This is a genomic window from Blautia luti (assembly GCF_013304735.1).
In the GTDB taxonomy this organism is placed as follows: Bacteria; Bacillota; Clostridia; order Lachnospirales; family Lachnospiraceae; genus Blautia_A.
In genome coordinates this window covers 121,157-141,994 of record NZ_JAAITI010000005.1, presented here as the reverse complement: position 1 = coordinate 141,994, position 20,838 = coordinate 121,157, and the positions used below count along the sequence as shown (strand labels likewise).

Sequence of the window (20,838 nt, the reverse complement as noted above, 5' to 3'; positions counted from 1 at the left end):
TCCTTTCAGTCCTCCAGTTCCACTACTCCGATGTAAGGAAGGTTTCTGTATTTCTGGGCATAATCAAGTCCATATCCTACCACAAACTCATCCGGAATATTGAAACAGCAGTAATCTACCTTTACGTCTGTCACACGTCTCTCCGGTTTATCAAGAAGCGTACAGAGTTTAATGCTTGCCGGATGTCTGCCTTTCAGGATACGCAGCAAATAGCTTAATGTTCTTCCTGAATCAATGATATCCTCCACGATCAGGACATCTTTCCCCTCCAGAGGCTGGTCAAGATCCTTGACGATCTTTACAACACCGCTTGATTTCGTGTCATCACCGTAACTGGATACAGACATGAAATCCAGAGTTACCGGCCGTGTGATCCTTTTGGCAAGCTCACACATAAAGAAAACTCCGCCTTTCAGCACACAGATCATGTGTACATCTTTTCCCTCGTAATCTTTGTTGATCACATCTGCAACTTCCTGGATACGGGCATCTACTTCTTCTTCACTGAGTAAAACCCTGATTTTTTCGCTCATGTTAAAACTCCTCCTTGGTAATGTAATTCCAACACTCTCCCTGTAGTGGAAGTGACCTTATACTGTTCGTTCATTCGTCCTCCCGGGATCCAGAGGATCTCTGATCCTGTGGCAACAACCGGAATCTGATCCCTTAAACCGGCCGGAATCTTCTCGTCAATAAAGACACGGTTCAGTTTCTTTCTTCCTCCGGCACTGTTTACAACAAGATAGTCTCCCTGTTTTCTGGTACGAACGCATGGACTACCTTTTATTTTATCATAATCCATCCATTTCGTATACTTTTTTTCTTCAATCTTCTGATTCTTATAGGGAAAAATTTTTGTCTCAAAGATTCCGAAAGAACATCTGAGGGTTCCTGGAACCGGAATTTCAAAAAAACACTCTGTATACTCCGGTGCCTCCTGCGTTTCTGTCTTTTCCAGCAGAATCCCTCCATACTGCCGGATGGCCCTTAAATGCTGCGGAAAGCAAATATAACGGCCGATTTCTTTCTCCCTGAGGGAAAATACCTGTTCTACGTGAAGAGAGGTAAAATCTTTTCTTTTCCCCGCAAGCTGTTCAAAACCTTCCATCACTGCATATTCCCGGATAATGGAATCTTCTTCAAAAAAGATATCATCCAGAAAATAGCCTTCTTTCCGCCTGCACAGTTTCAGAAGTTCTTTTCCTTTTTTTTGGAAATACTCATCCGCAGACGCAAGGATTCTGGCTGTTTCCGCCATATGTTCCACTGCCTTTTGGTTAATTTCCATCTCCATTGCAGGAAGTATGTGATGCCGGATTCTGTTTCTCGTATATTCATCAGAAAGGTTACTGCTGTCTGTAATATAGGGAATTCCTCTTTCTTCCAGATAATAGACAATTTCCTTCCGTTCTAAACATAAAACCGGCCGGATAATTTCTCCATTACAGGGGCGAATTCCCGAAAGGCCGCGAAGGCCTGTCCCTCGTGCCAGATGATGTAGCATGGTTTCTGCCAGATCATTACAGTTATGGGCCAGCGCAATGCAGAACCGCCCCATTCCCTCTTCCCGTTTTTCCGAAAAACCAAGCTTCTTTTTTTCTTCCGCAAAAGCCTGCTTACGAACAATCCTTCCGGTTTCTTCCTCTCCCAGTTTCCACTCCCTGGAAAGTCTGGGAACCGGATAATGATAAGACTGAAACGGAATTTTCCATTCTTCACAGATTTTTTTTACAAGGGCTTCATCTCTGTCCGCTTCTTTTCCCCTGATTCCATGGTGGATATGAACCGCCTCCAGGGAAAATCTAAACTCTTTTTGTATGCTTTTTAAAATATGGAGCATGGCAACAGAATCCGCTCCTCCGGATACTCCCGCCACTATCATACTTCCAGCTTCCAGCATCTGATTTTCCCTGATATATTTTTTTACACGTTCGATCATTTTTTCTCCTGTATCAAAGACTTTCTATTTTTTCCAAAGGCCGGCCACAACTACCGTCATATCATCTTTTGCCCGGTAATCGCTGTATCCCAGAACCCGTTCCAGTATTCCACGCCCAATCTCTTTCGGTTCTTTTTCCCGGATATCCATAATAATTTCCTTCATGGTCTCCTCTTCCCGCTCTGCAGGCAGCGCATCCAGAACTCCATCTGTCATCATAATCAGATAATCTCCATGGTAAAGTTTTCTGGATGCCGTATCAAAATCCAGCTGCTGAACCAGGCCTGCTGCCAGACTTTCCGATGCAATGGACTCCACCCAGTGGTCTCTTTTTATGAATGTAGAGGATGCACCCGCCTTCAGGAAATTACAGATTCCCGTGTAAAGATCCACCGCACAGATATCTACTGTGGAAAACATTCCTTCTCTTCCTTTCAGAATCAGTGCCGAATTCACCATTCGTGCTGCTGTTTCCTGAGAAAATCCGGATTCCATAAACTGTTCCAGCAGCTCCACCACAATTTCACTTTCCCTGAAAGCTTCCATCCCGGACCCCATTCCATCCGAAAGGCAAAGAAAAAACCTGCCATCTTCCTCCTGGCGGCAGATATAATTGTCTCCGGAAACTTTTTCCGCTTCTCTTGTCAGGCTTGCCACTCCGTAAAGAATCTGATAACTTACATCCTCCACGAAATGCACGGTATGAAAATCCCCATTTACAATACTCCTGCTTCCCTGCTCCGGTGTCATAGGGCTTCCACATATTCTAGATAAAATCTGTGTAATTTCCGTCATAGAAACACACTGCCCGCTTCTGGCACGAAGATTCAGAAATACCTGCCGTCTTCCTTCTACTTTGTCCATAACCCAGACATTTTTTATGATTACATGTTTTTTGCGGAAAGCCTTCCGGAGATCCTCCCGGAAGCTGGGATCTGCCGGCATAATGTCATACAATTCTTCGGCCACGTGATCCATAATTCTGGATATCTCAGTAAGCTGCTGTGCAACCGCAAGACGACTTTCAATCATTCGGTTATCCCAGACCAGATTCTGTCTCTCTTCCCGAAACTCTTCATTCAGAACCTGAAAATACTGAGCTGACCGCCCACAGGCGCTGATCCATTCACTTCGCGCCTGACATATGGCTTCCTCATCGCCTTCTTCCATAACACGGATCATCTTCTCACTGCCCCGCATGGTTTCCCCGGCACGTTCTCCCCAGCAGATTTCTCTCTGATAACATCTGGCACAGACAGAAGCACTGGTGTCAGAAATAATACGGTTCAGCTGTCCTCCGCTCAAAAACTCCTTACGGTATGGCATCCCATAAAAAGTTTCCGCCAGTTTTCGGAATGATGCTGCATACCGTTCCACTTTTTCCTTCTGGGGATGGCTTTCACATAGCGGCATCATCTCTTCTTTTTCCTGCGTTCTTCCTGAAAAGACAGTTTTTGCCATGTCCCGGAGTATCAGCAGAATGCTGACTACGAGCATGGCAATGATCCATTCCTGCATATTTTTCCCTCCCCTTATAACCTTCACTGACTGATTATTATAAAGGAGGGATTCTGAAATATGTGTCAAAACCGCACGATAATCCCAGGAAATTTTCTGCCAAAAGACTTCTGGTTTCGGCTATTTTTCTTCCTGAAATACAATCTCATTGTCTTTTACAAGACCAAGCTTTTCTCTGGCTGCTTCTTCTACATATTCATCGGTTTTCATATATTCTTTCTGAGCTTCTATTTCCTTGGTTCGTTCCTTCTCACTGTCAATTGATTTATCCAGTGCCGCCGCCTTGGAATTATAATAATCCAGACGTTGCTGCAGCCCCTTGCTCTGCACCATAAGACTTCCAAGCAGCACCAGCGCAATCACGGCAATTCCTACCATACCAAGATAATTATAACCGATTATCTTCTTTTTTTTCCCTTTTTCCGGCTTTTTCAATCTGTCTGCTCCTTTTTTATCTTTCCTGATTTTCATTTTTATTATGAGCTTATACATCCAGATTTTACAACTTCTGTTAAAAAATATCAACCAGTTTACTGTCTTTTTTTGTCCTTATTGAAACAGTCTTTTTAAAAAGGACTCTTCCTTTTTTTCCTTCTTTCTGCCAAGATATGCAAGGCTGTCAATTCTGCCTTCCAGACTCAGTTCCCCGCTCTCCAGATCCAGATGCCTTACATGCAGGGAATCTCCTTTCAGGGACAGTTTTCCTTCTTCTGTGTGCAGCAGTATCTCTTTTTCGTCAAAAGATATCACCTCCCGGATTCCGGTGATTGTGCCCCCCTTCTGTCTTTCCAGCATCAGCTTATGAGCTACCGCAGATTTCTTTCCGTCCAAAACCAGCCTCCCGGGAACCGTTTCTCTTTTAATCTATGAAACGCCGTATGGAAATAGACCATTCGCAAAAACATGCCCATCGGCCGGATATCGAAACGTGCAGAAAGCGTTTTCCGGATCTGGTTAAATATAGCGGAACATACTCTCTACTTCATCTTTTTTTACTGTATCTTTTACTTCCAGAACTTCCACCTTTACGTTACGGCTTCCGAACTGAATTTCCACAGTATCTCCGGTTTTCACCTGTACAGATGCCTTGGCCGGTTTGTCATTTACCAGAACTCTTCCTGCATCGCATGCCTCATTGGCCACTGTACGGCGTTTGATCAGTCTGGATACTTTCAGATATTTATCAAGACGCATATTTTTTTCCTCCTTTAACAAAACTTTCGTAGTAAAAAAGCAGGAGAAACCGGTTTCTGGTTCCTCCTGCCGTTATCACTGAATCAACAGATTATTTACCGTTAACAACATCCTTTAAAGCTTTTCCTGCTTTGAATTTCGGAGACTTGGAAGCCTCGATTGTCATGGTCTCACCAGTCTGAGGATTTCTTCCCTCTCTTGCAGCTCTTGTGCTTACTTCGAAAGTTCCAAATCCAACAAGCTGAATCTTCTCGCCTTTTTTCAGTTCATCAGTTACAACATCGATAAAAGATTTCAGAACAGCTTCTACATCTTTCTTGGAAAGATTGGTGTCTTTCGCCATTGCTGCTACTAACTCTGTTTTATTCATGGTGTTTCCTCCTATAATTGATGTTCTCTTATTTTTTTGGCTTTGCCTTATATATATAAACCTTTTGGCTTATAATGTCAAGGTTTTTCGCATATTACAGGCGGAAGGATGACCCATTTATTTCATGGAATCAACCATTTCAAGAACTGCCTTGCCCATTGCATCGGATTTCTCGTCTGCATCTGCAAGAGAGGTTCCTTTTACTCCATAGTAGAATTTTACTTTCGGCTCTGTACCGGACGGTCTTACGCATACCCATGCATCGTCTGTAAGCTCATAATAAAGAACATTGGAGTTCGGAAGGCCTGTCGGTTTCTTCTCTCCTGTAGCAAGATCTGTAATCTCATCCAGTTTATAGTCACGTACTGCGGTTACTTTATGACCTGCAAACTCTGCCGGCGGATTCTGACGAAGTGTTGTCATGATCTCCTGAATCTTCTGGAGTCCCTCGATACCCTTCATGGTAACTGCCTGGATAGCATCTTTATAATATCCAAACTCCTCATACATATCAATCATTGCATCCCAGAGAGTCTTGCCCTGTGTCTTATAGTAAGCGGCAGCCTCGCAAAGTGCCATAGTAGCAACGATGGCATCTTTATCTCTTGCATAGGTTCCGATCAGGCAGCCATAGCTCTCCTCAAATCCGAAAAGATATGTACCCTTACCGCTGTTCTCAAATCCAAGGATCTGCTGTCCGATGTATTTGAATCCGGTAAGCACTTCGATGAGGTTCACGTTGTATCCCTTGGCAATCGCATCTGCCAGGTTTGTTGTAACGATTGTCTTTACAAGAGCTCCATCCTCTGGAAGACTTCCGTTTACAGCCTTTCTCTGGCTCAGCTCATAGTTTGCAAGAAGGCATCCGGACATGTTTCCTGTAAGGTCATGGTACTCACCGTTTTTATCTTTTACACGGACACCAAGACGGTCTGCATCCGGATCTGTTGCAAGTACGATATCTGCATCAACTTCTTTTGCAAGCTTCAGGCCAAGTTCAAATGCCTCTGCTGCCTCCGGGTTCGGATAGCTGACTGTCGGGAAATCTCCGTTTGGAAGTTCCTGTTCCGGTACTACGTATACGTTCTCAAATCCAAGCTCTTTCAGGATTCTTCTGGCCGGGATATTACCAGTTCCGTGAAGTGGTGTGTAAACGATCTTGAGGTTCTTGCCCTCTGCCTGGATGGCATCCATATGGATGATCTGTTTCTTAAGCTCTGCCATGTAAGCATCGTCAACAGCCTGTCCGATCACCTCGAAAAGTCCTGCCTTCACTGCTTCTTCTTTATCCATGGTCTTTACGGTATTCCAGTCGGAGATTGCCTTAACCTCACCCATGATTCCGGTGTCATGAGGTGGTGTGATCTGTGCACCGTCTTCCCAGTAAACCTTGTATCCGTTGTATTCCGGCGGGTTATGGCTGGCTGTTACGTTGATACCTGCAACGCATCCCAGATGACGTACTGCAAAGGAAAGCTCCGGTGTCGGGCGAAGTGTCTCGAAGATGTAAGCCTTGATTCCGTTAGCTGCCAGGCAAAGTGCTGCTTCCTGAGCGAACTCCGGTGACATATGACGGGAATCATATGCAATGGCAACACCCTGGGATTTCTTGTCTACTTTTGCGATGTAGTTGGCAAGACCCTGAGTTGCTCTTCTTACTACATAAATATTCATACGGTTGGTACCCGCGCCAATGATACCGCGCAGGCCTGCCGTACCAAATTCAAGATCCATATAAAAACGCTCTTTGATCTCATTTTCGTCGTCTTTGATTGCTTTCAGCTCTTCTTTTGTTGCCTCGTCGAAGTATGGGTTTTCAAGCCACTGATTATAGATTTCCTTATAATCCATGTTCCAAAATACCTCCCTGTTTCTTTGTATAAGATAATTAACATTATATAACAATTTTCTGAAAAAGGGAAGTTTTGTTTTTGACACATTCAGAATTATTCCTGCCGGAAGCACTGTTTTGAAAATTCCTCCCACTGTTTTTTCTGATGAATCAGGGTTCGCAGCTTTTCCACATTTTTCCCGGAAACCACTGCTTTATTATGAGTATAATAATGATTGGCAAGTTTCCAGTATTTTTCTGGATAACAGAATCGGACTCTTAAATTCTGCCACTCAGACTCTGAAATCGGGCGTACCGAATTGTATGCGGAAAGCATTTTCCGGGCAATGTGTAAGTCCCAGCAATATTTCTCCAGAATTTTTCGCATAAAACGGTACAGATCTGCCATCTGCACATCAAAACTCCAGTGGCTGAAATTGGTTACTGCTGTATTTTTTCCAAGGATCAGTACATTATGCTGATTATATTCCCCATGACAGATACTGCCTTTCTGGAGAGCCTGCTGCCGCAAATTTTTATAATCCGTGGTTTCCAGCATATCTGCCGCTTCTTCTCCCTTCTGAAGAAACCATTCCACACTTTTCAGATAATCTTTTTCAAATTGATTGGATGCTCCTTTTTTCCGGATAAAACGACGTATCTTTTTCATTTCCTGATTATGCCGGCTATATTCATCCTGCAGATCTCTTCCCACATAATCCATTTCCACCGGAAGCTGCATGATTTTGTGGATTTGTGCCAGAGTACGGATACTCTTTAAAATATCCGTTTCGGATTTCGTATCACATTCCCGTCCCTCAAACCAGATCTGTGCAGTGTATGGAATGGCATCTTTGTCCCTGCTTACCAGAACACCCTCCTGATTTCTGAGATAAGCATCCACGAAACAATTCTGTTTTTTCAGTTTTTCAAGAAGCTGCTGCTGCATGGAAAGCTTTTTTTCTGAGCCGTGAAATTCCCGGAGTATCACAGGACCTTTTTCTGTCTGGCAAAGAAGTGCACCCCTCACCCTGCCGGAAGTAAATGCTGTAAGCCCATACTGCTCCAGTACGCTCAAACCATAATCATACAAAAAAGTTCCCCCCTGCCTTATTTTACGTTCTATCTTATGCAGGGGGGATTTTCGTTATTCTATTGGGTTTTCATGCTGTCTTTTTCCGCTGTTTCAAGAAGTTTTTCTTTTGTGTTAAGGGATGGATCTTTCAGTACACAGTCAAGAAGTCTTTCCAGAAGGTCTCCCAGTTCCGGTCCGGCCGGATGTCCGGCTTTTATGAGATCTTTTCCGGAAACTGCCAAGGTTTTCAGTGAGGTACATTCTCCTCTCTCAAGGATTCCCTGATAGGTTTCTGTCACGCCACCTAACCGTGCCAGTTTTTCCTCTCTCCTGTAAGTACTTTGCGCTAAAAGGTCTGCCTTCTGTACTTTCAGATACAGTGGAAAAAGATCTTCTCCTATAAGATTCACAGATCTTCTCACATCCTCAGCTGCCGGCGTGGGGCGAAGATCATGATACCGGATCAGACGGCAGGTATTTCGGATCGTTGCATTGTCAAATTTCAGACGGCGCAGGATCTTACCGGCCAGCTTCTCACCTGCCGGGCCATGCGTCTTAAAGTGGTCTCTTCCGTTCTCGTCCGTCTTTTTTACAACCGGCTTGGCGATGTCGTGAAGAAGCATGGTGATGCGGAGAAGCCGGTCATTTTCGATCTCTGTGAGGCTTTTCAGAATGTGCTCGCCCACGGTGTAACAGTGATGGGGAGTATTCTGCTCTGTCTCCATGCAGGCATCAAATTCCGGAAGAAACTCTCTTGTAAGACCTGTCTCCCAGGCTGTCCTGAGATAATCCGGATGATCGGACACCAGAAGCTTCACAAGCTCTGTCTGGATACGCTCTGCACTGACATGTTCCAGGTTTCCTGACATCCGCGCCAGTGCTGCCTTTGTATTCTCTTCCACAGTAAATCCAAGCTGTGCGGAAAAACGCACTGCCCGGAGCATCCGAAGGGCATCCTCTGTAAAACGTTCCACCGGATCCCCGACACACCGGATGATCTTCCCATCAATATCTTTCATTCCGCCAAACAGATCCACCAGTCCGTGCTCCGGATGGTAGGCCATGGCATTGATGGTAAAATCTCTTCGTTTCAGATCTTCCTCAAGGCTTCTGGTAAAAGTCACAGCATCCGGATGGCGGCCATCATGATACTCGCCGTCCACACGGTAGGTTGTCACCTCAAATCCTTCTTTATCCATCATTACGGTTACTGTTCCATGCTGGATCCCCGTATCTACAGTTCTGTGAAAAAGTTCCTTCACCTGCTCCGGAAGTGCAGAAGTTGTAATGTCCCAGTCCCCCGGCACCCGGTTCAGGATGGAATCCCGGACGCAGCCGCCGACAACGTAGGCCTCATAGCCGGCAGCATTTAAAGTCTTCAGAATCTGCGCTGCTTTTTGTGGTATGTTTATCTTCATAATAACTCCTCTTACTGATTGCTGCTGTCAAGATCAAGCATTCACATTTCACTGTATTATCTGCTCTCAGCAGCCGGATGATATTCTGATATGGTTTCAGTAACGACATTATAGCATAAATCCATAAAAACAGCGGAGCTTATTTCGCTCCGCTGTCCAAATTCCTGTATGATCTGGTTACTGCTCACGCAGTTTTATACATTTTAGTATGCACGTCCCCAGTAAACCATTTTCTTGGCCGGTTTTCCACAGCATACGCAAACGTCGCTTAACTGCTCCTGCTCAAATGGCATACATCTGGATGTTGCCTGGAAATCTTCTTTGATCTTGTCCTCGCATGCACGGTCGCCGCACCACATAGCTTTGATGAATCCTGGCTTGCTGTTGATGATCTCGCCGAACTCCTCGTAATTCTTGGCTACATAAGTATGTGCCTCTCTGTGTGCACGTGCGCGCTCCAGCATATCATGCTGAATGGTATCCAGAAGCTCTTTAACCTTATCTGCAAGCTCCTCGAAGGATACAGTGTATTTCTCACGGGTATCTCTTCTGCAGAGAACTGCCTGGCCATTCTCGATATCTTTCGGTCCACACTCAACACGAAGCGGAATACCACGCATCTCCTGCTCAGCGAATTTGAATCCCGGGCTCTTGTCTGTAGCGTCAACTTTTGCACGGATGCCTGCTGCCTTCAGTGCTACAAGAAGCTCGTCAGCTTTCTCCATAACGCCCTCTTTACGCTGCTGAATCGGAATGATCACAGTCTGTACCGGAGCGATTCTCGGAGGAAGAACAAGACCGCTGTTATCACCGTGTACCATAATGATGGCACCGATCATACGGGTTGTCATTCCCCAGGATGTCTGGTGAACATATTTCAGTGTGTTATCTTTGTCTGTGTACTGGATTCCGAATGCTTTGGCAAAACCATCCCCGAAGTTATGGCTTGTACCGGACTGAAGAGCTTTTCCATCGTGCATCAGGGACTCGATGGTGTAAGTAGCCTCAGCACCTGCAAATTTCTCTTTATCTGTCTTCTGGCCTTTAATAACCGGAATTGCAAGAACTTCCTCACAGAAATCTGCATAGATGTTCAGCATCTGGATGGTACGCTGCTCAGCTTCCTCTGCTGTTGCATGTGCTGTATGTCCTTCCTGCCACAGGAACTCTCTGGAACGAAGGAACGGACGTGTTGTTTTCTCCCAGCGGACAACAGAGCACCACTGATTGTAAACCTTCGGAAGGTCTCTGTGGGACTGGATCTCTTTCTGGTAGAAATCGCAGAACAGAGTCTCGGAAGTCGGACGTACGCAAAGTCTCTCCTGAAGCGGATCAAGACCGCCATGAGTTACCCATGCAACCTCCGGGGCAAAACCTTCTACATGATCTTTCTCTTTATCAAGAAGAGACTCCGGAATAAAGATCGGCATGTAAACGTTCTCTACACCAGTCTCTTTAAATCTGCGGTCAAGCTCATGCTGGATATTCTCCCAGATTGCATAACCTGCAGGTTTGATCGCCATACAACCCTTAACGCTTGTATAGCCGCAAAGCTCAGCCTTCTTAACAACGTCTGTATACCACTGAGCAAAATCCTCATCCATAGACGTAATGGCCTGTACTAATTTCTTTTCTTTTGCCATGATAAATCTCCTTTTTTCCAAAAAAAATAAGCCCTCCGAATCCCTCACAAGGGACCGAATGACTTCGGCGGTACCACCCCAGTTAACAGCGCACCCGCTGCTCTCTCAACACCCGTTAACGCCGGAAACACACGCCACGCTTCAATCACGCAGAGCTCCGAGGCCGGTTCCACAGTTCACGCACAGGACCCTTCCACCAAACCAGACCCCTCTCTGAGATAATTCCCTGTGTACTATTCTCATCATCGCCGTATCTTTGATACATTTTAGGCGAAAACTCCCCCAAAGTCAACCCCAAACCAAAAAAATTCTAATCCACCAAACCCTATCGCCACCATTCAGGGAACAGGGCGCAAGCGCCCGCCTTCCCGTTCATGACCAATACCGTACTCGTGCCCGGAAAGGGAGGGGTGCAGGGGAGGGAAAAGTGGGCTTCGAAACTCCGAGCGCCTTTCCCTCCCCTGCGGTTTTTTACACTGTTGTCAACAGTGCCTCAAATTTTCCTTTCATTTCATACTCGCCGGCATTAGCCGTAATAAAAATACTATCTCCCTTCTGCACATCCACACTTTCCTCCCCGGACTGCACCTTCCCGGCGCCATCCAGCACAAGCAGGCTGGCAAAAGAGGTCTTATCAATCTCTCCAAAGATCTTCTTCATCCTCTGTCCATCCAGAACCACCTTATCAACCGTAAAATAATCACAGTCCACAATATGCGGCTCAAAAGACTTCTTCCGAAGGATCGGCACCCTCTTCGTCACCTGAAGCGCCTTCTCAATATGAAGATCCCTTTCCTTCCCATTGGCATCCTTACGTCCATAATCATAAACCCTGTTTAAGTCAACATCTGTTTCTGCTTTTCCCCTGATTCTTTTTGCTATGCCATGTTTCTACTCTTTCACAGACACTGCCGGCATCTCCAGATACCGGTTCAGATCTTCTGTGAGAATACGGATCTTGTCTCTGGTATCCTGCTCTTTGTAGGTCAGCCGGTCTGCGATCCTGGTGATATAATCCTCTTCCTCGATGATCTCACAGGTTTCCGGGAAATTAATATCATAGTACTGGGCAAGATAGGATACCCAGTAGTCCACAGGCACCTGTCTGTCCGCAGATAATACAGACTCTCTTCTGAGACAGGACTCCCACACTGCCGGCGAGATCAGCCCTTCTCCAGCTGCTTCCTCTGAGGCTCCCAGCATGGCTTCAATGGATGCCACCAGTTTCACCCGGCAGTTATCCAGCTTGTCTGCATCCCGGATCAGTTTTGCATGAAACAGTGTTCTGGCGTCATGGATCCCCTCCAGCTTAAAATCACTGTGCTTACGGATTGCCGCATCGATCAGAATGTCAAACTGGTCATCACGGATAAAACGGCGGATTATTTTTTCCTCCCCGAAGAGAAGTTCTGCCCCGAATACTGCATGATCCATAGTTCCCGGCTCAAAGCTGTGAAATCTTCGGATCTGCTCAAAACGTCCGATATCGTGAAGCAGCCCGATCAGTTCTGCAAGTTCCACGTCTTCCCTGGAACACTCCATCCGTCTGGCGATCTCCCCTGCGTATTTCACCACGCCGTAGGTATGCTCGATCTTCAGATAAATCTGCTCATCCTGCCGGTCGTATTCATCCAGATATTTCTCGAATTCCTGTTTTGCATGTGCAATATCAATCATTCTGCCACACCCCTTCTGCTTTTTTTCGTTCTGTAACTTTTTTAAAACGCTCTGTGTTTATTATATCGAAGGTCTCTGACAAATTCCACCGTATTTCCCGGAATTTTGAAAATTCCCTCTGTTGCCTGATCCAGGTCAAAAAAAGACAGCTGACCTATGTCTATCTTCTGGATAGACCGGACAGCCGCCTTTTCTCTGGAATCTCTTACTATTTTCTTATCTCACAAAATGGATCTCATAATCTCCTGATCCGGCCTCAGCCTGCATAAATCCGTCTCCTGCCGTGAACGTAAGTCCGTCTGCGGCTTTCACTTCCTTCGCCCCATCCAGGCAGATGGTTGCGGTTGTATTTGCAGGTACGGAAACATGCAGAAGTGTCTCTTCCGGTGTTACTTCCCAGAAGCTTCTTACCGGACCGTAAACAGAACGGTATTCTGCTTTTACATATTTAAGATCTCCGCCCATTCTCGGATAAATCACTGCGTGTTTATAACCAGGTTTCTTTTCATCCACTTCAAGGCCTGCCATCACACGTACCAGCCATTCTCCGATGGAACCGTAAGCATAGTGATTGAAGGAGTTCATATCTGCACTCCACATGGTTCCGTCCGGTTTCAGTCCGTCCCAGTGTTCCCAGATCGTAGTAGCTCCCATCTTCACCTGATACAGCCATGACGGGAAATCATCTTTCAGAAGCAAATCGTACGCTTCCTTTACATGGCCATTCTGGCTTAATGCGTGGCAGAAATACGGAGTTCCCACAAATCCGGTTACCAGATGATCATTCTCTTTTTTCAGAAGCCTTAAAAGACCCTGAACCGTTTTCTCTTTATATTCTTCCGGTACCAGGTCAAAATACAGTGCCACAATATGTGCGGTCTGTGTCTGCGCCGTCATCTCACCGTTTTCATCAAAGAATGTTCTCTGGAATTTATCCACAACCTTATTGTAAAGGTCTGTGTATTCCTTCACATCTTCCTCACGGCCCAGAACTTCGGCTGCTTTTACAAACAGTCCTGTGGAATATGCAAAATAAGCCGTACAGGTCAGATCATTTGGAGTTGCCCCGAAATAACTGCCTTCTTCTGCGTCCAGAGCTACCCAGTCACCAAACTGCAGCTTGTAGTTCCAGATATAATCCACAGAATACTCTCTCATAAAGTTGATCCAGTTCTTCATGCTGTTATACTGAATCTTCAGAATTTCTTTGTCACCAAAAGTCAGATACATGGTCCATGGATTGATTACTGCCACATCTGCCCAGGCCGCTGCGGAATGGCTGCCCTGTTTAAGAAGCCAGTTATCCCCTTCATTTCCGGAAATAATATCCGGAACAACATGGGCAACACCGCCCTCCTCTGTCTGATCCGCCTCCACATCGCGGAGCCATTTCCGGTAGAAAGAATATGTATTTTCAAGGAAGCATGCTGTACGGCAGAAAATCTCCGCGTCACCGGTCCATCCAAGTCTCTCATCTCTCTGCGGGCAGTCTGTAGGAACATCCACAAAGTTACTCTTCAGTCCCCAGAGGATATTGTGGGCCAGCTGGTTCAGATCCGGATTGGATGTCTCAAGAAATCCGGTACGTTCCATGTTGGTATGAATGGCATGTGCGATAAAGTTTCCAGGTTCCGGTGTTCCCGGGAAGGAAACGATCTTTGCGTAACGGAATCCCATAAAGGTAAAGGACGGACGGTAAGTAATGGTTCCATCTTCTCCGAATGTATACTGAAGAGATTCTTTTGCCCCTCTTAAGTTATCAAGATATACATTTCCTTTGGAGTCCAGCACCTCAAAGCAGTCCAGACGGATCACATCACCTTTTTTACCTGTTGCGGTAACCTGAATGAGGGCACTCATATTCTGACCAAAATCAATGACCAGATCTCCTTCCGGCGTCTCAAAGATTTCTTTTGGTTTTACCTCATCCATAAGGGAAACTTTTCCACTTCCCTGTCCGGTAAGAACGGAAAAATCATAATCCAGTTTACGGACTGGTTTCCACTGTCCGGCTGTACATCCAGCCTCAGACCATCCTTTGATTTCTTTTGCTCCGTCGTAGATCTCACCATCATAGATCTCTGCAAACACAACCGGTGCATCTGCACCGCTCCAGCTCTCATCTGTCACAAAAAGCTCTTCGGTTCCATCCTCATAACGGATTACCATCTGCGCCAGAAGTGCGGTATTTTCTCCATAATGGTTTCTTCTCTTTTCCAGGCCTTCAAATCCCATTTTTCCTTTATACCAGCCTGCTGCCAGCACGGCACCCGCCGCATTTTTGCCTTCTTTCAGGTAATCGGTTACTTCATAAGTCTGGAAGCAGAGATGTTTCCGGTAGGAAGTCCATCCCGGTGTCAGTTCATCCTTTCCAACTTTTCTGCCATTAACATAAAAATGATACAGTCCCAGTGCAGTTACAGACACAAAAGCTTCTTTTACCGGTTTTTCAACTGTAAACTCATTTCTTACATAGGTACCTTTGGAATTGTCCTTATCTGCCTCTTCCTCTGCAGATACAAACACTGCTTTCCATTCTCTGTTATCCAGAATTCCTGTGACAAAGGATGTCTCCGCCCACTCTGTCTCTTCTCCGTTGGCGGTTGCTTTTACACGGGCAAAATATTTCTTCTGGGATTCCAGTTTCACATTCTCAGGAAGGATCTGTGCAGATGCATCACTGTTTACCCTTCCACTTTCGTAGATCTTTTTCTCAAAAGCTTTATCCTCTGCAATTTCCAGCTCCCAGGTATCCTGAATTACATTTCTCTTATCACTTTCTAATGTCCAGCTGAACTCCGGAACATGTGTGATTCCAATCTGTTCTTTTTCATAATCCATACGGATCTCATTAATTTTTAACATAGGTTCTACCCCCAATTTTCCGTGATATTGTCAGTTCTTACAGAAATGGTAACAAAAAAAGCGTCATCCTTCAATAACGCTTTTTCATCAAAATATTAACCATTTATAAGGTGTTTCGATGTTCTTTCCGGTACTGTGCCGGCGTACACCCCTCTGCCTCACGGAATTTCCGGTAAAAGAAATTCATATTATTGTAACCACACAGCGGGATCAGCTCTGAAAGCGGCAGTTCCGTTGTTTCCAGAAGCATCCTTGCTTTTTTCAGGCGCTGTTCCTGAACATGTTCCACAAAACTTCTTCCTGTTTTTTCTTTCAGAAGGGCGGTAAGATAATTGCCATGCATTCCAAAAGCCTTTCCCATTTCCGGCAGTGTACAGGTTTCGTAATTTTTTTCGATATAGGAAAGCAGTTCCAGGATCTGTACTTCCTTTGCCACAGATGCCTGTTTCTTTGTCTCATCACGCCAGGTTCTGAGAAGTTCTGTAAACAGAATAATCACATAGCTTTCCATCACCTCTTCCATGCCGATGTCCCGGGTGTAATACTCGGATATAATCTGTTCCATGATCTCACCCACCCGGTTGTTTCCATGGGTTTTAAAATACAGATAATGTTTCTTCTTCCTGCTTCTGGTCACCGATTCCGCAAGAAACTCCGAGACAATTCCCTGACGCGGCATCCGGCTTAAAAACGCCGCGTCAAAGAATTCCCGGCTCATAAGAATATTTACCAGAATATCATTTTCACCGCCGGCCTCAATGGAATGCACTGCCTGGGTATCAAAAATACAGACATCCCCTTCGCTGGTGACAACCTTCTTTCCTTCTATGGTCTGGCTGCAGCTTCCTGACCAGAGATAACACAGTTCTATATAATCATGCTGATGGGGCAGTACTTCCACATAACGGTCCTGCCTGCTTACCACAATTTTTTCTCCCGGTGCCATAAACAGGCTTCCCTCAAAAAGATAAGTTCCCTGGCCGGACTTTGCAAACCGGCAGGTGTCCTGCCTGTGCAGTTCCTCCAGGGAAATTCCTTTCAGAATCTCTTTTTCTCTTGGTGTTATCTTTCTCAGATAACGGTCAAGTTCTTCTCGGTTCATCGTATTTTTCAGGCTCCTCCGTTTCCAGAAAACAGCTGTTTCCGCTCTTTTCCTCAATATAACACGTTGGCTTTGTCCGGTAAACCGTTTTTTCCTGTTTCTCCTATTCATACTTTACAATTTCTTTTCGCAGCCGCTTCATGATCCGCTTCTCCAGGCGTGAAATATAGGACTGCGAAATTCCCAGGAGATCTGCCACTTCTTTCTGAGTCTTTTCCATCCCTTCTCTGTTTCCCAGCCCAAAACGCAAGCGGATAATCATCTGCTCTCTCTTTGTCAGTTTGCTGATGGCTTTTCCCAGAAGCGCAATCTCCACTTCATCCTCCAGCCGCCTGGATATCACATCATCATCTGTACCAAGAATATCCGAAAGCAGAAGTTCATTGCCGTCCCAGTCCACATTCAGGGGTTCGTCAATGGAAACTTCCATTCTGGTCTTGCTGTTTCTCCGAAGATACATCAGGATTTCATTTTCAATACACCTGGATGCGTAAGTAGCAAGTTTGATATTTTTTACAGGATTAAATGTGTTGATCGCCTTAATCAGTCCAATCGTTCCAATGGAAATCAGATCTTCCACCCCTACCCCTGTATTGTCAAATTTCTTCGCAATGTAAACCACCAGCCGGAGATTGTGCTCAATCAAAACTGCCCTTGCTTCTTTTTCTTCCTCTGTCCCCAGCATGGCAATTACCTTCGTCTCCTGCTCCGGCGGAAGTGGTGCCGGAAGGATATCATTTCCCCCGATATAAAAAACATCTCCCGGCCGGTTAATCATAAATCTTGAAATCACCTGAAATGGATACGCTCTTACTGCAGCTCTGTTCATAAAAAAGCCCCCTTCTTAATTCAATAGTCTGGAATTCAAAAGTATCCCGTACTCTTCTCCCAAAGCTGAGGGCTCAAATGTAATGGCAAGTACCGGTTTTCCCACATGTACAACCCTTCCGGGAGTCTGGATCGTAAGTTCGGTAAGAATCACACCCAGCAGCAGTCCTTCTTTCCCGCCTGCTGTGCGGCACGAAAGAAAATGAGGCCGCAGCCCGGCAAGTTCCGTGCTTTCCAGCTCCTCTGGTTTTTCTTTTATGTACATCAGTTTTTTTACCAGTTCTCTGGAAAGCACTTTTTCCAGAAGTTCCGGTTTTACTATGGATACCGGCTGTCTGCTTACAGGATCCATAAGAAGATTTCCTGTGTCAAAAAAGCCGTAGGACTGTTGTTTTTTCCCCTGATATATCAGGGTTACCGGATAAATATTTTTCCGGCACAGCCGGAAAGTTTCTGCCACACAGGTCAGTGTGTAAAGACTGCCATAGGTTCCTGCCAGAAAAAGCAGAAAAGTTCTTCCTGTCATGGTTCCTTCTGTTTCCAGCGCCTGATAAATCCCTCCCACCACAAAAGCGGTAAGATACATCGCCAGAATTGTTTTTGCCAGCAGGCAGCCCCTCTTCAGCCGAAACGCAAAAGCTGCCATAAAAAAAGCACAGCTTCCATGAATCAGAACAGCCACCGGAAAAACAATCCGGACAGGCATATAAAGAAGCAGACAGGAAAAACCAGCTCCCAGCGCAGCAGATGCCAGACACCGGAATCGGCTTCCGCCAAGATGCAGAAACCTTCCCACAAGTCTGAGAAGCATGTAATCCATCAGGAAATTCGTCAGAAAAACGATATCTATGTATATGGTCTGATACATAAAATTCCCCCGCTGCCACCTAACACTTTATCCGTGATCAATCCTTCACTTTGGTAAGTGCATTTATTATATGGCAGGCTCTCTGCATATTTTGTCAAAGCATGGAAGCCCTGGCCTCAAACTTGTCGTGGCATTTCTGGGGCACTCGACATTTATAGATTCTTTCTATGGATTCGTGACAAAAATGTATAAATTTCTGTACAATGATGCATCTTTGTTGATTTTCACACTTTATAGTGTTAAAATATTTTTTATTATAAAATCTGAAAAGCAGACAGCTTTTTGCTGATATTTTTTATGGATATAAGGGAGGAATCGAACAATGATTAATATCACCGGACACACCGGGCTTACCGGCCTTCTGGGAAGCCCCGTTGCACACAGCGTATCACCTTTAATGCACAATGAGGCATTTCGTTACCTCGGGCTTGACTATGTATATCTCTGTTTTGATGTGACAGAGGAGACCCTTCCTCAGGCAGTGGAGGGACTGAAAGCCTGCGGGATCAAGGGCTTTAACCTGACCATGCCAAACAAGAATAAGATCGTGGAGCTCCTGGACGAACTTTCTCCTACCGCACAGCTGATCGGAGCGGTAAATACCGTCCGCAATGATAATGGAAAATTAAAGGGATTTAATACCGATGGTTATGGATTTACCCAGTCTGCCAGAGATGCAGGCTGTGATGTGAAGGGACGCACCATCACCGTTATGGGTGTGGGCGGTGCCGGAATGGCAATCTGCGGACAGTCCGCCCTGGAAGGTGCAAAAAAGATCCATGTTTTTGCACGTCCTACCAGCCGTTACTGGGAACGTGCCGCTGCCATGGCAGAAAAAATGTCTCATATGACAGAATGTCAGATGATCCTTCATGAGATGGATGATCACGCCGCTCTGAAAGACGCACTGGAAGAAAGCACTCTTCTGATCAACGCTACTTCTGTGGGAATGGTTCCGGATGTGACCGGCACAGTCATCCCGGACAAAACTCTGTTCCATCCGGAACTTACGGTAGCCGATGTTGTGTATGAACCAAGAGAAACAAGACTTCTTAGAGAAGCCCGGGAAGCCGGATGTCCAACCTTTAACGGAATGTACATGCTGCTTCACCAGGGCGTAAAAGCATTCCACATCTGGACCGGACTGGATATGCCGGTTGAGATTGTAAGAGAGAAATATTTTAAATAATCCATCCCTGTTAATACACGATCCGCATATTAATTCCCTGTGGGAAATCTCCGTATTTTTCTCCGAAGAGATTGATTCCACCCTGATTTATGGCATCCGGGCGCACTCCGATCCTCAGAGAAATATACGGTTTTCCTGACAGGCGCACGGTTTCCAGTATATTCTCATCGTTCACCTTAATCTCATTGATGTAACATCCATCTTTTCGCAGAGAAACTCCTGTCATAAATCCATACTGCGTCAGACCTATGGGCCATACATTTGGTGTCAGTCTTCCTCTTCTTGCTCCCAGATCTCCCGGACATGTATAAGTCCCAATCTCTGTTCCATTAACTGAAAAAGTAATATCCGACGGCCACTGGGCATTATATCCAGGTGCTTCCGAACAGAGTTCCATGGAAAAATTCATCTCCCGGATGTTCCAGAGGGGATTTATTTTGTTGGGAAAACGATATTCTATATATCCCCGGCTGAACCAGATCAGCTGCGCCTGCTGCCTGTCCGTCGAATAAAAAGACCTTGGATCATCAAAAGTATCAATTACCCCGTTCATTCCCGCCAGGCCACAGGAAGGTTCCACCTGAAAATCTGTATAATTTCCAAGGGGCATCTGGTATACCAGCGTATTTTCCGCCGCGCTGATATCCGTATCATACGCTTCCAGATGAAACGAAATAAAATCGCACATGCAGACTCTCATGGAGCCATGAATTCCCGGCTGGCTTTCTGTAGATACCAGATGAGCATCCTCCAGACAGCGGATATGCAGCGCTGTTGAAGATAACGGGATTCCCAGTCTCCTGGAAATTTCCTGCAGTGACAACGGATGCACCTTTATCAGATTCAAAATATCAATCCGTACCGCTGAAGACAGCGCCTTTCCGATTGCTGTGATCCATGGTTTGTGACTCTCTGTTGACAGGTTCAGTTCCAGTTCCTTTTCCGTTGTAATTCCCTGACTGATTCTTTCTTCCGCCATTCTTTTTCCTCCGTTTCAAGATTCATGTAATGAATATCTGCTTCTTTTCTTATTTATTTCATTATTTATGTAATAAACATCATTTTTTCAAAAATATATACAAATTGCATTATACATTCTTGTTACAATCGCAGATTTGCGTCATTTTGCATTAAAACCATTGATTTTTTTGAATTTTGCAACTACAATTATGAGTATAAAAAAGAGAAAAAACTTTTTGAAGCTTCGTTTTTTCTTCTCTTTCCAGTAATTATGTAATAAATTTATTAACCCTATTATATGGCAGCCAACGTAACCTGACAACATTCTTTTTTATATCCCGGGCAATACCCATTACGGATA

General features: G+C 45.2%; 19 protein-coding genes. 1 reads left to right on the top strand and 18 read right to left on the bottom strand.

All coding sequences use genetic code 11. The features are described 5' to 3' along the window. Positions 1–5 precede the first annotated feature (5 nt). The 17 genes from hpt to G5B06_RS04635 all read right to left on the bottom strand — a co-directional run bounded on the left by hpt (position 6) and on the right by G5B06_RS04635 (position 18,328). Positions 6–533, bottom strand: coding sequence for a hypoxanthine phosphoribosyltransferase (gene hpt / locus G5B06_RS04715; RefSeq protein WP_173762388.1), 528 nt, complete (start codon positions 531–533; stop codon positions 6–8). Further along, complete coding sequence (gene tilS, locus G5B06_RS04710) at positions 530–1,939, bottom strand: tRNA lysidine(34) synthetase TilS (protein ID WP_173762389.1); 1,410 nt, start codon at positions 1,937–1,939, stop codon at positions 530–532. The genes hpt and tilS overlap by 4 nt, the downstream gene beginning before the upstream one ends. Before the next feature lie 24 nt (positions 1,940–1,963). Next, positions 1,964–3,457: a SpoIIE family protein phosphatase gene (locus G5B06_RS04705; protein ID WP_173762390.1), complete on the bottom strand. Its 1,494-nt coding sequence runs from the start codon at positions 3,455–3,457 to the stop codon at positions 1,964–1,966. 120 nt (positions 3,458–3,577) lie between these two features. Beyond that, on the bottom strand, positions 3,578–3,892 hold the full coding sequence (locus tag G5B06_RS04700; RefSeq protein ID WP_244092653.1) for an FtsB family cell division protein: 315 nt from the start codon (positions 3,890–3,892) through the stop codon (positions 3,578–3,580). A gap of 114 nt (positions 3,893–4,006) precedes the next feature. Next, positions 4,007–4,288: a sporulation protein YabP gene (gene yabP, locus G5B06_RS04695; RefSeq protein ID WP_243279005.1), complete on the bottom strand. Its 282-nt coding sequence runs from the start codon at positions 4,286–4,288 to the stop codon at positions 4,007–4,009. 123 nt (positions 4,289–4,411) lie between these two features. Next, positions 4,412–4,651 (bottom strand): RNA-binding S4 domain-containing protein, encoded by a 240-nt coding sequence (locus tag G5B06_RS04690; protein ID WP_118062154.1) that lies wholly within the window; start codon positions 4,649–4,651, stop codon positions 4,412–4,414. A gap of 91 nt (positions 4,652–4,742) precedes the next feature. Then, complete coding sequence (locus G5B06_RS04685; protein WP_278278404.1) at positions 4,743–5,072, bottom strand: HU family DNA-binding protein; 330 nt, start codon at positions 5,070–5,072, stop codon at positions 4,743–4,745. Positions 5,073–5,138: 66 nt separating this feature from the next. Next, positions 5,139–6,872 (bottom strand): phospho-sugar mutase, encoded by a 1,734-nt coding sequence (locus tag G5B06_RS04680; protein WP_148447292.1) that lies wholly within the window; start codon positions 6,870–6,872, stop codon positions 5,139–5,141. A 95-nt stretch (positions 6,873–6,967) separates the two neighbouring features. After that, positions 6,968–7,945 (bottom strand): CotS family spore coat protein, encoded by a 978-nt coding sequence (locus tag G5B06_RS04675; RefSeq protein ID WP_173771448.1) that lies wholly within the window; start codon positions 7,943–7,945, stop codon positions 6,968–6,970. A gap of 59 nt (positions 7,946–8,004) precedes the next feature. Next, positions 8,005–9,345, bottom strand: a complete 1,341-nt coding sequence (locus G5B06_RS04670; protein WP_173771447.1) for a CCA tRNA nucleotidyltransferase — start codon at positions 9,343–9,345, stop codon at positions 8,005–8,007. 203 nt (positions 9,346–9,548) lie between these two features. Continuing rightward, entirely contained in the window at positions 9,549–10,988 is a 1,440-nt protein-coding gene (gene proS / locus G5B06_RS04665; RefSeq protein WP_148447298.1) for a proline--tRNA ligase, read from the bottom strand. Positions 10,989–11,459: 471 nt separating this feature from the next. After that, a complete protein-coding gene (locus G5B06_RS04660) occupies positions 11,460–11,750 on the bottom strand; it encodes a hypothetical protein (RefSeq protein WP_173762392.1) in 291 nt (96 codons plus the stop codon). Positions 11,751–11,879: 129 nt separating this feature from the next. After that, on the bottom strand, positions 11,880–12,665 hold the full coding sequence (locus G5B06_RS04655; protein ID WP_173762393.1) for an HD domain-containing protein: 786 nt from the start codon (positions 12,663–12,665) through the stop codon (positions 11,880–11,882). A gap of 216 nt (positions 12,666–12,881) precedes the next feature. After that, a complete protein-coding gene (locus G5B06_RS04650) occupies positions 12,882–15,530 on the bottom strand; it encodes an alpha-L-rhamnosidase (RefSeq protein ID WP_173771445.1) in 2,649 nt (882 codons plus the stop codon). A 103-nt stretch (positions 15,531–15,633) separates the two neighbouring features. After that, positions 15,634–16,632 carry an AraC family transcriptional regulator gene (locus tag G5B06_RS04645; protein WP_173762395.1) on the bottom strand — a complete coding sequence of 333 codons (999 nt, stop codon included), beginning with the start codon at positions 16,630–16,632 and terminating at the stop codon, positions 15,634–15,636. Between the two features lie 103 nt (positions 16,633–16,735). Further along, entirely contained in the window at positions 16,736–17,461 is a 726-nt protein-coding gene (gene sigE, locus G5B06_RS04640) for an RNA polymerase sporulation sigma factor SigE (protein ID WP_148447308.1), read from the bottom strand. Positions 17,462–17,476: 15 nt separating this feature from the next. Then, positions 17,477–18,328 carry a sigma-E processing peptidase SpoIIGA gene (locus G5B06_RS04635; RefSeq protein ID WP_148447310.1) on the bottom strand — a complete coding sequence of 284 codons (852 nt, stop codon included), beginning with the start codon at positions 18,326–18,328 and terminating at the stop codon, positions 17,477–17,479. 322 nt (positions 18,329–18,650) lie between these two features. Between G5B06_RS04635 and G5B06_RS04630 the strand changes: the two genes are divergently transcribed. After that, positions 18,651–19,517 (top strand): shikimate dehydrogenase, encoded by an 867-nt coding sequence (locus tag G5B06_RS04630; RefSeq protein ID WP_021977624.1) that lies wholly within the window; start codon positions 18,651–18,653, stop codon positions 19,515–19,517. A 10-nt stretch (positions 19,518–19,527) separates the two neighbouring features. On the opposite strand, the gene G5B06_RS04625 is transcribed toward G5B06_RS04630, so the two are convergent. Next, a complete protein-coding gene (locus G5B06_RS04625; RefSeq protein WP_173771443.1) occupies positions 19,528–20,496 on the bottom strand; it encodes an ArsR/SmtB family transcription factor in 969 nt (322 codons plus the stop codon). Positions 20,497–20,838: the final 342 nt, after the last annotated feature.

Bases quoted from the DNA above. Each gene is read 5' to 3' on its own strand.
- G5B06_RS04705 (WP_173762390.1), bottom strand. From the start codon at position 3,457: ATGCAGGAATGGATCATTGCCATGCTCGTAGTCAGCATTCTGCTGATA.
- proS (WP_148447298.1), bottom strand. From the start codon at position 10,988: ATGGCAAAAGAAAAGAAATTAGTACAGGCCATTACGTCTATGGATGAG.
- G5B06_RS04625 (WP_173771443.1), bottom strand. From the start codon at position 20,496: ATGGCGGAAGAAAGAATCAGTCAGGGAATTACAACGGAAAAGGAACTG.
- G5B06_RS04690 (WP_118062154.1), bottom strand. From the start codon at position 4,651: ATGCGTCTTGATAAATATCTGAAAGTATCCAGACTGATCAAACGCCGT.
- G5B06_RS04655 (WP_173762393.1), bottom strand. From the start codon at position 12,665: ATGATTGATATTGCACATGCAAAACAGGAATTCGAGAAATATCTGGAT.
- G5B06_RS04630 (WP_021977624.1), top strand. From the start codon at position 18,651: ATGATTAATATCACCGGACACACCGGGCTTACCGGCCTTCTGGGAAGC.
- G5B06_RS04650 (WP_173771445.1), bottom strand. From the start codon at position 15,530: ATGTTAAAAATTAATGAGATCCGTATGGATTATGAAAAAGAACAGATT.
- G5B06_RS04635 (WP_148447310.1), bottom strand. From the start codon at position 18,328: ATGTATCAGACCATATACATAGATATCGTTTTTCTGACGAATTTCCTG.
- G5B06_RS04645 (WP_173762395.1), bottom strand. From the start codon at position 16,632: ATGAACCGAGAAGAACTTGACCGTTATCTGAGAAAGATAACACCAAGA.
- hpt (WP_173762388.1), bottom strand. From the start codon at position 533: ATGAGCGAAAAAATCAGGGTTTTACTCAGTGAAGAAGAAGTAGATGCC.
- tilS (WP_173762389.1), bottom strand. From the start codon at position 1,939: ATGATCGAACGTGTAAAAAAATATATCAGGGAAAATCAGATGCTGGAA.
- sigE (WP_148447308.1), bottom strand. From the start codon at position 17,461: ATGAACAGAGCTGCAGTAAGAGCGTATCCATTTCAGGTGATTTCAAGA.
- G5B06_RS04670 (WP_173771447.1), bottom strand. From the start codon at position 9,345: ATGAAGATAAACATACCACAAAAAGCAGCGCAGATTCTGAAGACTTTA.
- G5B06_RS04680 (WP_148447292.1), bottom strand. From the start codon at position 6,872: ATGGATTATAAGGAAATCTATAATCAGTGGCTTGAAAACCCATACTTC.